This is a genomic window from Microbacterium sulfonylureivorans (assembly GCF_003999995.1).
GTDB classification, from domain to species: domain Bacteria; phylum Actinomycetota; class Actinomycetes; order Actinomycetales; family Microbacteriaceae; genus Microbacterium; species Microbacterium sulfonylureivorans.
In genome coordinates this window covers 631,841-645,559 of sequence record NZ_RJAD01000002.1, presented here as the reverse complement: position 1 = coordinate 645,559, position 13,719 = coordinate 631,841, and the positions used below count along the sequence as shown (strand labels likewise).

The following is a 13,719-nucleotide window of genomic DNA, read 5'->3' as shown; positions in this document are numbered from 1 at the left end:
GGGCGGGCCGGTGGCTAGTCTCGTCGGGTGAGCGTGATCCCCCTTGAGGCCCTGCCGATCGAGCAGCTGCGACAGCGGTCCAGCACGAAGTGGCGCAAGTACGGCGACGACGTCCTGCCGTTCTTCGTGGCAGAGACCGATTACCCCGCGGCGCCGGCCATCACGGCCGCGCTGACCCGCGCGATCGCCCTCGGTGACACCGGGTACACCCCGCCCGACCCCGGCGTCGCAGCCGCCTACGCAGGCTTCGCCGCGCGCCGGTTCGGCTGGGCGGTCGATCCGTCGCGGATCCGCACGACCTGCGACGTCATGATGGCGATCGTGGAGATCCTCCGGAAGGTCGTCGAGCCGGGGGACCGGGTCGTGGTGACGACCCCCGTGTACCCGCCATTCTTCGAGTGCATCCCGGAGGCCGGCGGCGTCGTCGAACGCGTCCCTCTCGTCGACACGGGCACGGGGTGGGAGCTCGATCTCCTGGGCATCGAGGCCGCCTTCGCAGGAGGAGCACGCGCCATCCTGCTGTGCAATCCGCACAATCCGACGGGCACCGTCCACTCCCGCGAGACGCTCGCGGCCCTCGCCGACCTGGCGGCCGCCTTCGGCGCCGTCGTCGTCAGCGACGAGATCCACGCGCCGCTCACGCACGCGGGCGCGACGTTCACCCCGTTCCTGGACGCCTCGCCCGTCGCCGCGCGCGTGGGCTACGCAGTCGTCAGCGCGAGCAAGGCATTCAACCTCGCGGGCCTCAAGTGCGCGCTGATGGTCACCGCGGACGACGCGACCTCGAGGGTGGTCCGCTCGCTCCCGGACGAGGTGGAGTGGCGCACGGGCCTGTTCGGCGCGATCGCGGCGCTGGCGGCGTTCTCGGAGGAGAGCGATCCGTGGCTCGACGCCCAGCTCGCCGCACTCGACCAGAACCGCGTGCTGCTTGCCGACCTCCTCGCCGAGCACGTTCCCTCCGCCCGCTATCGCATCCCGGATGCCGGATTCCTCGCGTGGGTGGATCTGTCCGATCTGGGGTGGGGCGACAACCCCGCGGTGAAGATCCGTCGTGAGGCCGACGTCGCCTTCCACCTGGGTCCGTACTTCGGGGAAGAGGGCAACGGCCATGTCCGGATCAACTTCGGATGCTCGCCCGAGCTGCTGACCGAGGCCGTCCGCCGGGTGGGTAGCCTGGCCTGATGAGCACCGCACCCGTCGACACCTCGACGGGTATCTGGCAGGGCCGGTACGTCTGGGTCACGGTCGGCGCGGTCGCCCTCATCTTCCTCGCGGCGATGCAGTCGCTCGCGGTCACGACCGTGATGCCGGTCGTCAGCGCTGATCTCGACGGCGACGCGCTGTACGCGGTCGCCTTCGCGGGGACGCTCGCCACAAGCGTGATCGGGATGGTCGCCGTGGGCGCCTGGTGCGATCGCGGGGGAGTGCTCGCACCGCTGACCACCGCCGTGATCCTCTTCGTCGTCGGTCTCGTCGTCGCCGGGCTCGCCGCCTCGATGCCGTGGCTCGTCGCGGGGCGACTGGTCCAGGGACTCGGCACCGGCGGGCAGACCGTCGCTCTGTACGTCGTGGTGGCGCGCGTGTACCCGGCGGTGCTTCACGGACGGGTGTTCGCGGCGTTCTCGGCCGCGTGGGTGGTCCCGTCGCTGATCGGACCGTTCCTCGCCGGCGCCGTGACCGAGGCCCTTCACTGGCGCTGGGTCTTCCTGGGGGTCGCGGCGCTCACCGTCGTCGCGTTCACGATGGTCGTTCTCCGCCTCTACGGACTCCCGCTGGGCGCGGACCGTCCGGCCACGGGCCGGATCGGACCGCGCATGGCCTGCGCGGTGGCGGTGGCCCTCGGAGCGCTGGCGCTGAGCCTGGCGGGCAGACTCGGGGCGTACTCCTGGGCGGTGGTGGCGGCATCCGCTCTCGTGATCGCCCTGGCCTCGAGGCCCCTGCTGCCGCGGGGAACGCTGCTCGCCCGCCGCGGGCTGCCGAGCGTGGTGCTCATGCGCGGCCTGATCGCGGGGGCGCTGTTCGGCGCCGAGATCTACGTCCCCTATCTGCTGATCGACCACTACGACTTCTCTCCGACGTGGGCGGGCCTCGGCCTCACCGCCGCCGCGATCGCCTGGGCTGCGGCCGCCGACGTGCAGGGGCGCTTCGGCGATCGACTCGGCAATGCCCGCATCACGGTGATCGGAACGTCGCTGCTCGTCACGTCGACGGTGGTCGCGGCCGTCGTGGCCGTGCTCATGCTGCACCCCGCGGTGCTGATCGCCGGATGGGCGTTCGCGGGCGGCGGCATGGGGCTGATGTATCCACGACTGACAGTGCTGACGCTGGCCTACTCGACCCCGCAGAACCAGGGATTCAACTCCTCGGCGCTGTCGATCTCCGACTCTGTCGGCGCAGCCACCTCGATCGCCGTCATGGGGCTCGTCTTCACGGCGCTGGCGGGAACGGATGCCGCGTTCCCCGCCGTGTTCGCGATCGCGACCGGACTCGCGCTGCTCGCACTCCTCCCGGGTCTGCGCCTCGGTCATGCGCACGAGGCGGCTACGACGCAGCGGAGATGACGGCCGATTTGAGCTGTGAGGGCAGGTAAGGCTAGCCTTACCACGTGACCTCCTCGACAGCCGTTCGCACGCGCCCCGCGTACCGCCCCTACGCCGCCACCGTGGCCGACGTGCACCGTCTGTCTCCTCACTTCGTGCGGGTGGCCTTCACCGGCCCCGACTTCGACGTGTTCGGATCCGCTGGACTCGACCAGCGGATCAAGCTGATCCTGCCGCTCGCCGACGGCACGCTGAGCGACATCGGCCAGCACGACGACGGCGTGATCGATGCCGGGGACTGGTACACCGCGTGGCGCGAGATCCCGACGGCGAATCGCAGCCCGCTGCGCACCTACACCGTCCGGCGCATCGACCCCGCCGCGCGCCGGCTGCTGGTCGACTTCGTCGTGCACCACGACGCCGGGCCGGCGGGCAGTTGGGCGGAGCAGGCCGCCGTGGGTCAGGAGATCGTCATCGTCGGCCCCGATCAGCGCAGCGAGGGCCACCGACTCGGACTCGACTGGCATCCCGGCACCGCCCGCCGCGTGGTGCTCGCGGGCGACGAGACGGCCGCCCCGGCGATCGGCTCGATCCTCGAGTCGCTCGACGAGTCGCACGAGGTGGACGCCTTCATCGAGGTGCCGACCGCCGCCGACGCCCTGACCCTCGACATCCCCGCGGGATTCCGAGTGACATGGCTGGCGCGCGAGGGCCGCGAGCACGGCGCCGCGCTCACCGAGGCCGTGAAGGGCTGGACCGCCGGTGCCGGCGACGTGCTCGCGCACGCCGCGGCGCCACGCCGCCAGGAGCTCGCAGATGTCGACGTCGACACCGATCTGCTGTGGGACAGCCCCGAAGACTCCGAGGGGGAGTTCTACGCGTGGATCGCGGGGGAGGCGGCCATGGTCAAGGGACTGCGGCGCCACCTCGTGCAGGGATGCGGCGTCGACCGCAAGCGGATCGCGTTCATGGGGTACTGGCGGCTCGGGCAGTCCGAGCGACAGGAATGACCTCCGCTCGCGACCGGCGCGGGCGTCTGCTGCTGCTGCTCGCGATCGGGCTGCTCATGATCATGATCGTCGTCAGCCTCATGATCGGTGCGCGGCCCGTCGCGCCAGCAGTGGTGATCGACGCGCTCCTCCGCCCCGACATGTCCATCAACGATCACAGCGTGATCCTCACGCAGCGCCTGCCCCGTACAGTGATCGGCGTGCTCGCGGGGGCATCGCTCGCACTCGCGGGCACTCTGATGCAGGGGCTGACGCGCAATCCGCTCGCAGACCCGGGTCTGCTGGGCGTGAACGCCGGGGCATCCGTCGCGGTGCTGGCCGCGATCACGATCTGGGGGATCACGGCGCCGTCGGGATTCGTCTGGTTCGCCTTCATCGGCGCCGCGATCGCATCGATCGTCGTCGCCGTCATCGGCACGCGCGGCCCGGACGGCACGAGTCCCGCGAAACTCGCGCTGACCGGCGCCGCGGTCACCGCCGGACTGACCGCGGTGACCACGCTCATCCTCACGACATCCATCACCGCCTTCGATGTGTTCCGCTACTGGCAGGTCGGCGGCCTCACCGCGCGCGGGCTGGACACCGTCGCGGTCGTACTCGTGCCGATCGTCGTCGGAGCCGTCATCGCCTTCACCTCGGCGCGCGGACTCGACCTCATGGCCCTGGGCGACGACACCGCGACGGGGCTCGGGCACAGCGTCTCGCGCACCCGAGCGCTCGGGATCATCGCCACGATCCTGCTCTGCGGCAGCGCGACCGCGATCGCCGGGCCGATCGTGTTCCTGGGCCTCCTCGTGCCTCACGCACTCCGCGCGATCATCGGCGGCGACTATCGCTGGCTGCTCGCCATCGGCGCGCCCGCGGGCGCGATCGTGCTGCTGGCGGCCGACGTGCTCGGGCGCGTGATCGCACCCCCCGGCGAGGTGCAGGCCGGGCTCGTCGTGGCATTCGTCGGGGCGCCGGTGCTGATCTCCATCGTCCTCCGACCGGGGCGGGTGACACTGTGAGCTCGTCCGTCCGGGAGATCCGCTCCCGTGTGCGCCGCCGCCGGACGACGGTGGTCGCGTCGGTGCTCCTCGCCGTGGCCGCGCTCGCCATCGTGTCGCTCTCGATCGGCGACTACCCCATCGCGCCCGCCGATCTCTGGGCCACGCTGTGGGGCGGGGGAGACCGTGCGCAGCAGTACGTCGTCTTCCAGGTGCGTGCACCCAGGCTCGCGATGGCCCTCCTCGTCGGCGCGGCGCTCGGCGCGGCCGGTGGCCTGCTGCAATCGCTGCTCGGGAACCCGCTCGCGAGTCCCGATCTGCTCGGGATCAGCGGGGGCGCCGGGGCGGCCGCCGTTTTCGGCATCCTGGTCCTGGGACTCGGTGGACCGCTGCTGGCCGTCGTGGCCTTCGCCGGCGGTCTCCTGGTGGCCTCGTTCCTCCTGCTCGCCGGGCGCCATCGTGCCGACGGCGGCTATCGCCTCATCCTCGCGGGAATCGGCGTGGCGTTCCTGACGGTCGCCATCACGAACTATCTGATGGTGCGCGCCCAAGTCGAGCTCGCTCAATCCGCGCTGATCTGGCTCACGGGAAGCCTGGCGTCGACGCCGTGGTGGAACGTCGTGATCGTGCTCGTCGCAGTCGTGCTCGCCACGCCGGCGGTCATCGCGTGCGCGCGATGGCTTCCGATCACCCAGATGGGCGCGTCGACCGCCGCCTCCCTCGGCGTTCGGGCCTCGACGGTGCGCATCGTGACGGTGCTCACCGCAGTGCTGCTCACCGCGGTCACCTGTGCCTTCGTGGGGCCGATCGCATTCATCGCGCTGTGCGCTCCGGCCATCGCGCGGCCACTGCTCGGTCACGGCGCCGTGGGCATCGGGACGAGCGCCGCCATCGGCGCGGGCCTGCTCACCGCGGCAGATCTGGTGGCGCAGTTCGCGCTGCCCGGCATGTCCGTTCCGGTCGGCGTCGTCACCGGCGCGATCGGCGCGGTCTTCCTGCTCTGGCTCCTCGCGACGTCGAAAGGACGACACCTGTGACCACGTCACCCGCACCGCTCCTCAGCGTCCGGGGGCTCGCCGCCGGGTATCCAGGGCGCCGCGTCATCGACGATCTCGACCTCGACTTCGCCCCCGGTCGCATCACGATGATCATCGGCGCCAACGCGTGCGGGAAGTCGACGCTGCTCAGCGTCCTCGCCCGTGTGAACCAGCCGCTGGCAGGCGTGGTCGAGCTCGACGGGTCCGATATCGCCACGATTCCCCGCCGCCGCTTCGCCCAGACCGTGGGCTTGCTGCCGCAGCATCCCACCGCGCCCGACGGCCTCACTGTCGCCGAGCTCGTCTCTCGCGGCCGGCACCCGCATCGCGGCGTCTTCCAGCGGTGGAGCGCCGCCGACACGGCCCGCGTCGACGACGCCATGGCGAAGACCGGCGTCTCCGCCCTCGCCGACCGCCCGGTCGGCGATCTCTCGGGCGGCCAGCGCCAGCGGGTGTGGATCGCGATGACCCTCGCGCAGGAGCCGCGCGTCCTGCTGCTCGACGAGCCCACGACATTCCTCGACCTGAGCCACCAGATCGAGGTCCTCGACCTGCTGCGCACCCTCAACCGCACCGACGGGACGACGATCGTCGTCGTGCTCCACGAGCTCAACCTCGCCGCGCGCTACGCCGACGACCTCGTCGTGATGAGCGAGGGCCGCGTCGTCGCGCACGGCGCTCCGTCCGACGTGCTCACCCGTGAGGTCGTGTCGAGTGCCTTCGACCTCGACGCGCTCGTCATCCCCGACCCGCTCACCTCCACCCCCCTCGTCATCCCCGTTCCGGGCGGCGCCCACGCCGCTGCGGACGAGGCCTGACGCGACCGAAAGGAAAGTCCCCGTATGTCCGTACTGAACCCCCGCCTCGGTGCGCTCGTGGCACTCGCAGTGGCCGGTGGCCTGGCGCTCTCCGGCTGTGCCGGGTCCGCCGCGCCCGAGACGTCCGGCACCGCCGACGCGGGCTCCGGCTCGTCCGAGAGCTTCCCCGTCACGTTCGAGCACATCTACGGCGAGACGACGATCGAAGAGACCCCCGAGCGCATCGCGACGTGGGGCTGGGGCGCGACCGACGCCGTCCTCGCCCTCGGGATCGTGCCGGTGGCGATGGCCTCGTCCGAGTACGGCGGCGGCGACAACCTCATCACGCCGTGGGTCGAGGAGGCGATCGCCGACCTCGGCGGCGAGGAGCCCGTGCTGCTCGACAACTCCAGCTTCGAGCTCTCGGTGGAGGAGCTGCTCGCGACCGATCCCGACGTGCTGATCGCGTCGTACTCGGGCCTCACCCAGGAGGAGTACGACGCCGTGACCGGCGCCGGCATCCCCGTCGTGGCGCCGGAGGAGGCTCTGTGGTCGACGCCGTGGCGCGACGTCATCACCGACACCGGCAAGGCGCTCGGTCTCTCGTCCGAGGCGGAGGAGCTCGTCGCCGGCCTCGAAGCCCAGGTGGCCGACGCCGCCGCGGCCCACCCCGAATTCGAGGGCACGTCGATCGCCTACGCCGCCGACGACGTCGACACGTTCTACCTGTACCTTCCGGCCGACCCGCGCGTGGAGATCCTCGAGGACCTCGGCTTCGTCACCGCCGAGTCGGTGACCGCCCTCGACACCGGCGAGTCGACGTTCTACACCACCGTGTCGAGCGAGAACCTCGACCAGATCGACGCCGAGGTGATCTTCACCCAGGTCGACACCGAAGCGGCGCTGGACACGTTCCTGACCTCCGACCGCACCCAGCTGATCCCGGGCGTCGCCGCAGGCGCGGTGGGCGCGATCGTGGGCGAGGAGAACGTCGCGGCGATCTCGCCGACCGCGCTCACGCTCCCGTGGATCCTGTCCGACATCGTCGACCAGCTCGCCACGGCCACGGCGGTCGCCCAGGGCTGATCCCCGGAACGCACGCGAAAGCCCCGGTCGCTCGGCCGGGGCTTTCGTCGTCTCGGATGCCTCGTGCCGAGGCATCCGCTCACTCCTTCGTGGCGTCCGCGCGACGCACGAGGGCCCACGCTCCGGGGATGATCAGGGCGGCCAGGGCCGCCTTGATGAGACCGCCGACGATGAAGGGCAGAAGACCGACCTCGAGGAGGCCGAGGAACGAGTAGTCGAGGCCCATCACGACGTTCAGGATGAACGCCATGTACGGGATGCCGAACAGGAACGGCACGACGCTGGCGGCGGCGAAACCGACGAAGGCGAGAGCCGGGCGACGGTCCCATGCGCGCTCGGCGAACCATCCCGCGACGAACGCGGAGAAGACGAACCCGATCACGAAGCCGAAGCTGGGCTTGGCGACGGCGGCGATCGAGCCGGTGAAGTCTGCGAACACCGGGAGCCCGGCGAGTCCGACCAGCAGGTAGGTGATGAGCGCCGCCGCTCCGCGGCGCGAGCCGAGAGCGGCCCCGACGACGATCACACCGAGTGTCTGGCCGGTGATCGGCACGGGCCACAGCGGGATCGACGCCTGCGCGAGCAGGGCGACGAAGGCGGCGCCGGTGACCACGAGGGCGGCGTCGAGCGCGAAGGCGCGGGCGCGGGATGAGGGGCGCGCGATGACATCGGCGAGGACGCGGCGGGACGAGGGGGCTGCTGCGATGGCTGACATGCTCCTCAGCCTAGGAAGGGACGATGACACGGTTATTAGACGGAGTCCACCAATGATGGCCGCATCATCTGTCCGCGATCTCCAGATCGCGCGCACGCCGCTCCGGGGACGCGGGCTCGGCAGGGCGACCTATACTGGGAGGCTGGCCGTTCGGCCATTTTCCCCATCCACCGACGGAACGGACGTTTCGCTGTGCTCGCCGTGCACGACCTCGAGATCCGCGTGGGCGCCCGCGTGCTCATGTCCGACGTGTCGTTCCGCGTCTCCGCCGGCGACAAGGTCGGACTGGTGGGCCGCAACGGCGCCGGGAAGACGACCCTGACGAAGGTCCTCGCGGGCGACCTGCTCCCGGCCGACGGCAAGGTCGATCGCATCGGCGAGCTGGGCTACCTGCCGCAGGATCCTCGCTCCGGCGATCCCGAGATGCTCGCCCGCACGCGCATCCTCGACGCGCGCGGGCTGGGGACGATCGCGCTCGGCATGCATGAGGCATCCCTCGCCATGGGCGATGAGAACCCGGATGTCGCGGCCCGCGCCATGCGCAAGTACGCGAACCTCACCGAGCGCTTCGAAGCCCTGGGCGGATACGCGGCCGAGGCCGAGGCCGCGTCGATCGCGCACAACCTGTCGCTGCCCGACCGCATCCTCGACCAGCCGCTGCGCACCCTGTCCGGCGGCCAGCGTCGCCGCATCGAACTCGCCCGCATCCTGTTCTCCGACGCCGAGTCGATGATCCTCGATGAGCCGACGAACCACCTCGACGCCGACAGCGTCGTGTGGCTCCGCGAATTCCTGAAGGGCTACAAGGGCGGGCTCATCGTCATCAGCCACGATGTCGAGCTCGTCGGCGAGACCGTCAACCGCGTGTTCTACCTCGACGCGAACCGCCAGGTCATCGACGTCTACAACATGAACTGGAAGAACTACCTGCGCCAGCGGGTCGCCGACGAGGAACGCCGCAAGAAGGAGCGCGTCAACGTCGAGAAGAAGGCCACCGCCCTGCAGCTTCAGGCCGCGCGCTTCGGTGCCAAGGCGTCGAAGGCCGCTGCCGCGCACCAGATGGTCGCTCGCGCCGAGAAGATGCTCTCGGGCCTCGACGACGTGCGCCAGGAGGACCGCGTCGCCAAGCTCCGGTTCCCGAAGCCCGCGCCGTGCGGGAAGACGCCGCTGATGGCATCGGGGCTCTCCAAGTCGTACGGATCGCTCGAGATCTTCACCGACGTCGACCTCGCGATCGACCGCGGCTCCAAGGTCGTCGTGCTCGGCCTCAACGGCGCCGGCAAGACCACCCTGCTGCGCATCCTCGCCGGCGTGGACAAGCCCGACACCGGTCAGCTCGAGCCCGGTCACGGGCTCAAGATCGGGTACTACGCGCAGGAGCACGAGAACCTCGACGTGTCGCGCTCGGTGCTCGAGAACATGATGTCGGCGGCGCCGGACATCACGGCGACGGATGCCCGCAAGGTTCTCGGCTCGTTCCTCTTCACGGGCGACGACGTGCTCAAGCCCGCGGGAGTGCTGTCGGGCGGTGAGAAGACGCGCCTCTCGCTCGCGACGCTCGTGGTGTCCAGCGCCAACATGCTGCTGCTCGACGAGCCGACGAACAACCTCGATCCCGCATCGCGCGAGGAGATCCTCGGCGCGCTCTCGCACTACGAGGGCGCCGTCGTGCTGGTCTCGCACGACGAGGGCGCCGTCGAGGCGCTCAATCCCGAGCGGGTCCTCATCCTGCCGGACGGCGTCGAGGACATCTGGGGCCGCGACTACGCCGACCTGATCTCGCTCGCCTGACGCAGCGAGCCCGCGTCAGCGGCCGGCTGCGTCGAGGAGCGCGTCCTCGTCGTCTGCGTCGCGATCGCGGCGACGGGATGCCGGCGCCGGCACCGCATCCGCGGCGTCGTCGTCCTCGGCATCCTCGCGACGGTGCCGACGCTCGGTGCGGATGACGTAGCCGATGAACACGAAGCCCATGACCGCGAAGAGGATCCACTGGATCGCGTACGACAGGTGCGGGCCGGGGTCTTCGGACGGCGACTCGAGCGCCTGCGGTGCGGATGCCGGAGCCGGGTCCTCCGACACCATGATCCCGTACGCGCTGAGCTCGAGCGCGTCACCGGTGTCGGCGGACACGGTGTCGGCGATCAGCGGAAGGTGGATGGTCGGCACCTGGCCCTCCGGAGCGGAGCGGCCGGACGACGGCAGCTGCTCGCCGGGCTTGAGGCGTGCGATGACGGTGACTTCCCCCTCCGGAGGGGTCGGCACGCTGTCGGGGTCGGGCTGATCCTTCCCCGGAGCGACCCAGCCTCGATCGATGAGCAGCACGCGGCCGTCGTCGAGGCGGAATGGGGCGAGCACCTCGAAGGCGGAGGTGCCGCCGTGCGGGCGGTTGCGCACGAGCAGCTCCTCGTCGGCGACGTACTCGCCGACCAGGAGAACCGGATGCCACTGATCCTCGGGATCGAGTTCACCGCCGGGCGGGATCAGCTCGGCGAGCGGCACCGGCAGCGCGTCGTAGTTCGCCTCGACGAGAGCGAGCTGCGCGGAGCGCTCCTCGTTGCGTGAGAACTGCCAGTTCGACAGAAAGGCGCACGCGATGGCGAAGACGACGGCCAGCGAGACGTAGATCGCCCACCGACCAGCCCTCGGCAGGCTCTGCATGCTGACCTCGCGGCGGGGACTCATCGGGGGATCTCCGAACTCGCGCCGGCCAGGAGCCTCACCGACACCGGGAACTCGCGCGCGGCGAGGAACTCCCGGAGGTAGTCGCGGTGCTCGTCGCACGCGACCCAGGTCTTGGTCCGGTCGGCCGAGTGGATGCGCGGATTTCGCCAGTCGATCCGCCAGCGCGCGGGGGCGCGGCAACCGGCCCGGGAGCACGTCGCCTCCGCGACGGCCTCGTCTGCGGGGAGACTCATGCCGTCCCGTCCGTGGTCCGGTCGTCGGCCGGACGCCCGTCGTCGATCGCCGGCGTCTCGTCGACACGGATCACGTCGGACGGATGTCCGAGCGGAGTGTGGGGGACGGCGGGAAGGGATCGCTCCGGGTCTTCGCGGCGGTTGCGGCGCGCCTCCTGGCCGACGTTCGCCAGCACGACCGCGATGTACGGGAGGAGGATGGCGGCGGCTCCGAACACCCAGGTGTACCACCCGTACGGGGTGATGACGACCATGAGGATGAAGCACGCCACGCGGACGCCCATGGTGATGAGGTAGCGCGTCGAGCGCGCGTCGACGTCGTCACGTGGCGCCCGCGGCAGCGACGTGGCGGACTGGGGCCGATTCGAACTCTTCACCGTCCTTCAAGACTACGCCGCGCGGCCCCTCCGGTCTCCCTCGTGAGGGAGTGGAGGGGCCGCACGGAAGGGCGGTTCGAGGTATCAGTAGTCGTAGCCGTAGCGCGAGCCCTGGCTCGCCGCCCACGCGATGAACGCGAAGAAGACGATCCCGCCGATGATCCACAGCGCGAGGCCGACGTATCCGAGGATCGTGCCGGCGAGCGCCATGCCCCGGCCCTTCTCGCCGTTCGTCTTGAGCTGGTGGAGGGAGATGTGCCCCGTGATGACGCCCGCGATGGATCCGATGATCGGCACGATGCCGATGAAGCCGACGATCGACGCGATCAGCGAGACGATCGCGAGGACATTCGTCTTCACGGGTGCGCCGTACCCGTACTGCGGGGGTGCGCCGTACTGGGGCGCGGCGCCGTACTGCGGGGGTGCGCCGTACTGCGGGGGTGCGGCGTACTGGGGCGCGGCGCCGTACGGGGCCGGCGTGCCGTACGGCGACGGGGCAGGAGCCTGCGGAGCGGCGCCGTATGCGGGAGGAGCACCGTACGCAGGGGGTTCGGCGGGTCCGGGCGGGGCAGGCGGAGGGTATGCGGCCTCTGCCGGCGCCTGGTACGCGCCGGGCGCCGGAGCGGTCGGTTCGGGAGCGGGCTGCGCCGCCGGGTCGGGGGAGGGCGCGTCGGGTGTGTTGTCGCTCACGGGTGGGACCTTTCGTCGAGACGTGACCCCAGCGTTCCAGCGAGCGACGCAGGGTGTCAAACGCCGCGCCGGTAGGCTGGTGCGGATCTGTCACATAGCCCCGGGAGCTCCACCATGTCCAGCGATCGCGTCGTCCTCGTCACCGGCGGAAACCGCGGCATCGGCCGTGCCATCGCCGAGCGCTTCGTCGCGGAGGGATATCGGGTCGCCGTCACCGCCCGCTCGGGCGAAGGCCCCGAGGGCACCCTGACCGTGCGGGCGGACGTGACGGATGCCGCGGCCGTCGACGCGGCGTTCACCGAGGTCGAGAAGACCCTCGGGCCCGTCGAGATCGTTGTCGCGAACGCCGGAGTGACCAAGGACACACTGCTGCTGCGCATGACCGAGGACGACTTCGACAGCGTCGTCGCAACGAACCTCGGCGGCGCGTTCCGGGTCGTCAAGCGCGCGTCGAAGGGGATGCTCCGGGCGAGGTGGGGTCGTGTCATCCTCATCTCGAGCGTCGTCGGCCTCTATGGCTCGGCCGGTCAGATCAACTACGCGGCGTCCAAGAGCGCCCTCGTCGGCTTCGCCCGCTCACTCACCCGTGAGCTCGGCGCGCGGGGCATCACCGCGAACGTCGTCGCTCCGGGCTTCATCGAGACGGACATGACCGCGGCCCTCGCGGACGAGACCCAGGCGGAGTACAAGAAGAACATCCCGGCCGGGCGGTTCGCGACGGCAGATGAGGTCGCGGGCGTCGTGACGTGGATGGCGTCGGACGACGCCGCGTACATCTCCGGCGCCGTGATCCCCGTCGACGGCGGTCTCGGGATGGGCCACTAGTCGGACTGCGTGCGCCTCAGCGGATCGCCGCGACGAGCGCCTGCGCGAGGGCGTCGGGTGTCGAGAACTGCGGCCAGTGTCCTGAACCGAGACGCACGACCTCGGAGTCGGCGATCGCCTCAAATTCCGCGCCGTACGGCCCCCATTGGGAGACCGCTGCGCGGAAGGCGGCATCGTCCATGAGCCCCATGAGGAGCGTCACCGGAACCGCGTGACGGGCGGTGCCGTCGAGCCGAATCGGGTCCGTCGGCACCTTCGCCGGCACGGAGTGCGTGCGCGCGGCCCAGGCCTCGCGCACGGCTGCGTCGAGGTCGGAGACGTCGGGCTCGTCGAAGGAGTCCCACCCCGGGAACGGGATGACGCCGTCGACCACCTCGAACTCGGAGATCTGCCCGCCGTCGGGGGGCGGAACGGTGTCGACGAAGACGACGCGCGCGATGCGGTCTGGCCGAGCCTCGGCCGCACCCCATACGACGTTGCCGCCGCCGCTGTGTCCGACGAGGACGACCTGACCGGCGGAGGCGTCGATCTCGGCGACGACCGCATCGACCCAATCCTGCATGCCGATGTCGGCGGATACGGATGCCGGTGCGCCTACGCCCGGCATGGTGAGCGGGCGCACGCGGTGCCCCGCCGCTTCGAGGGCGGGCGTGACGGTGTCCCACGACGACGCGTCGAGCCACAGTCCGGGAACGAGGATGATGTCCATGCTCCGACGCTACCGAGGGCCGGCGACATCCG

At 70.9% G+C, this 13,719-nt stretch carries 15 protein-coding genes; 9 read left to right on the top strand and 6 right to left on the bottom strand.

The features are described from left to right. Window positions 1-27 precede the first annotated feature (27 nt). From EER34_RS12610 to EER34_RS12580, 7 genes are read left to right on the top strand one after another with little or no spacing between them, the layout of a single operon-like run. The gene (locus tag EER34_RS12610; protein ID WP_127475312.1) at window positions 28-1,182 is read left to right on the top strand and encodes a MalY/PatB family protein; all 1,155 of its coding nucleotides are present in this window, start codon (window positions 28-30) and stop codon (window positions 1,180-1,182) included. Beyond that, window positions 1,182-2,561 carry an MFS transporter gene (locus EER34_RS12605; RefSeq protein ID WP_127475310.1) on the top strand — a complete coding sequence of 460 codons (1,380 nt, stop codon included), beginning with the start codon at window positions 1,182-1,184 and terminating at the stop codon, window positions 2,559-2,561. Before EER34_RS12610 ends, EER34_RS12605 begins: the two co-directional genes overlap by 1 nt. 44 nt (window positions 2,562-2,605) lie before the next feature. After that, entirely contained in the window at window positions 2,606-3,550 is a 945-nt protein-coding gene (locus EER34_RS12600; protein WP_127475308.1) for a siderophore-interacting protein, read from the top strand. Continuing rightward, window positions 3,547-4,557: a FecCD family ABC transporter permease gene (locus EER34_RS12595; RefSeq protein ID WP_127475306.1), complete on the top strand. Its 1,011-nt coding sequence runs from the start codon at window positions 3,547-3,549 to the stop codon at window positions 4,555-4,557. Before EER34_RS12600 ends, EER34_RS12595 begins: the two co-directional genes overlap by 4 nt. Beyond that, the gene (locus EER34_RS12590) at window positions 4,554-5,573 is read left to right on the top strand and encodes a FecCD family ABC transporter permease (protein WP_240642310.1); all 1,020 of its coding nucleotides are present in this window, start codon (window positions 4,554-4,556) and stop codon (window positions 5,571-5,573) included. The genes EER34_RS12595 and EER34_RS12590 overlap by 4 nt, the downstream gene beginning before the upstream one ends. Next, the gene (locus tag EER34_RS12585) at window positions 5,570-6,391 is read left to right on the top strand and encodes an ABC transporter ATP-binding protein (RefSeq protein WP_127475304.1); all 822 of its coding nucleotides are present in this window, start codon (window positions 5,570-5,572) and stop codon (window positions 6,389-6,391) included. The genes EER34_RS12590 and EER34_RS12585 overlap by 4 nt, the downstream gene beginning before the upstream one ends. Window positions 6,392-6,415: 24 nt before the next feature. Beyond that, a complete protein-coding gene (locus EER34_RS12580) occupies window positions 6,416-7,456 on the top strand; it encodes an ABC transporter substrate-binding protein (RefSeq protein WP_127475302.1) in 1,041 nt (346 codons plus the stop codon). Window positions 7,457-7,535: 79 nt separating this feature from the next. Here EER34_RS12580 and EER34_RS12575 read toward each other — a convergent pair whose 3' ends face one another. Then, entirely contained in the window at window positions 7,536-8,171 is a 636-nt protein-coding gene (locus EER34_RS12575; protein WP_127475300.1) for a biotin transporter BioY, read from the bottom strand. A gap of 192 nt (window positions 8,172-8,363) precedes the next feature. On the opposite strand from EER34_RS12575, the gene EER34_RS12570 reads away from it, so the two are divergent. Further along, entirely contained in the window at window positions 8,364-9,962 is a 1,599-nt protein-coding gene (locus EER34_RS12570; RefSeq protein WP_127475299.1) for an ABC-F family ATP-binding cassette domain-containing protein, read from the top strand. A gap of 15 nt (window positions 9,963-9,977) precedes the next feature. Here the strand turns inward: EER34_RS12570 and EER34_RS12565 are convergent, their stop codons facing one another. From EER34_RS12565 to EER34_RS12550, 4 genes are all read right to left on the bottom strand, one after another. Next, complete coding sequence (locus EER34_RS12565; RefSeq protein ID WP_127475297.1) at window positions 9,978-10,853, bottom strand: SURF1 family cytochrome oxidase biogenesis protein; 876 nt, start codon at window positions 10,851-10,853, stop codon at window positions 9,978-9,980. Beyond that, window positions 10,850-11,086, bottom strand: coding sequence for a hypothetical protein (locus EER34_RS12560; protein WP_127475295.1), 237 nt, complete (start codon window positions 11,084-11,086; stop codon window positions 10,850-10,852). Before EER34_RS12560 ends, EER34_RS12565 begins: the two co-directional genes overlap by 4 nt. After that, a complete protein-coding gene (locus EER34_RS12555) occupies window positions 11,083-11,463 on the bottom strand; it encodes a DUF3099 domain-containing protein (RefSeq protein WP_127475294.1) in 381 nt (126 codons plus the stop codon). The genes EER34_RS12560 and EER34_RS12555 overlap by 4 nt, the downstream gene beginning before the upstream one ends. Window positions 11,464-11,547: 84 nt before the next feature. After that, the gene (locus tag EER34_RS12550) at window positions 11,548-12,153 is read right to left on the bottom strand and encodes a DUF4190 domain-containing protein (RefSeq protein WP_127475292.1); all 606 of its coding nucleotides are present in this window, start codon (window positions 12,151-12,153) and stop codon (window positions 11,548-11,550) included. Window positions 12,154-12,267: 114 nt separating this feature from the next. On the opposite strand from EER34_RS12550, the gene fabG reads away from it, so the two are divergent. Next, entirely contained in the window at window positions 12,268-12,978 is a 711-nt protein-coding gene (gene fabG, locus EER34_RS12545) for a 3-oxoacyl-ACP reductase FabG (RefSeq protein ID WP_127475291.1), read from the top strand. Window positions 12,979-12,994: 16 nt separating this feature from the next. Here fabG and EER34_RS12540 read toward each other — a convergent pair whose 3' ends face one another. Further along, the gene (locus EER34_RS12540) at window positions 12,995-13,687 is read right to left on the bottom strand and encodes an alpha/beta fold hydrolase (RefSeq protein ID WP_127475289.1); all 693 of its coding nucleotides are present in this window, start codon (window positions 13,685-13,687) and stop codon (window positions 12,995-12,997) included. Window positions 13,688-13,719: the final 32 nt, after the last annotated feature.

Coding starts and splice junctions, on each gene's coding strand:
- EER34_RS12580 (WP_127475302.1), top strand. CDS start 6,416: ATGTCCGTACTGAACCCCCGCCTCGGTGCGCTCGTGGCACTCGCAGTG.
- EER34_RS12565 (WP_127475297.1), bottom strand. CDS start 10,853: ATGAGTCCCCGCCGCGAGGTCAGCATGCAGAGCCTGCCGAGGGCTGGT.
- EER34_RS12595 (WP_127475306.1), top strand. CDS start 3,547: ATGACCTCCGCTCGCGACCGGCGCGGGCGTCTGCTGCTGCTGCTCGCG.
- EER34_RS12540 (WP_127475289.1), bottom strand. CDS start 13,687: ATGGACATCATCCTCGTTCCCGGACTGTGGCTCGACGCGTCGTCGTGG.
- EER34_RS12575 (WP_127475300.1), bottom strand. CDS start 8,171: ATGTCAGCCATCGCAGCAGCCCCCTCGTCCCGCCGCGTCCTCGCCGAT.
- fabG (WP_127475291.1), top strand. CDS start 12,268: ATGTCCAGCGATCGCGTCGTCCTCGTCACCGGCGGAAACCGCGGCATC.
- EER34_RS12605 (WP_127475310.1), top strand. CDS start 1,182: ATGAGCACCGCACCCGTCGACACCTCGACGGGTATCTGGCAGGGCCGG.
- EER34_RS12560 (WP_127475295.1), bottom strand. CDS start 11,086: ATGAGTCTCCCCGCAGACGAGGCCGTCGCGGAGGCGACGTGCTCCCGG.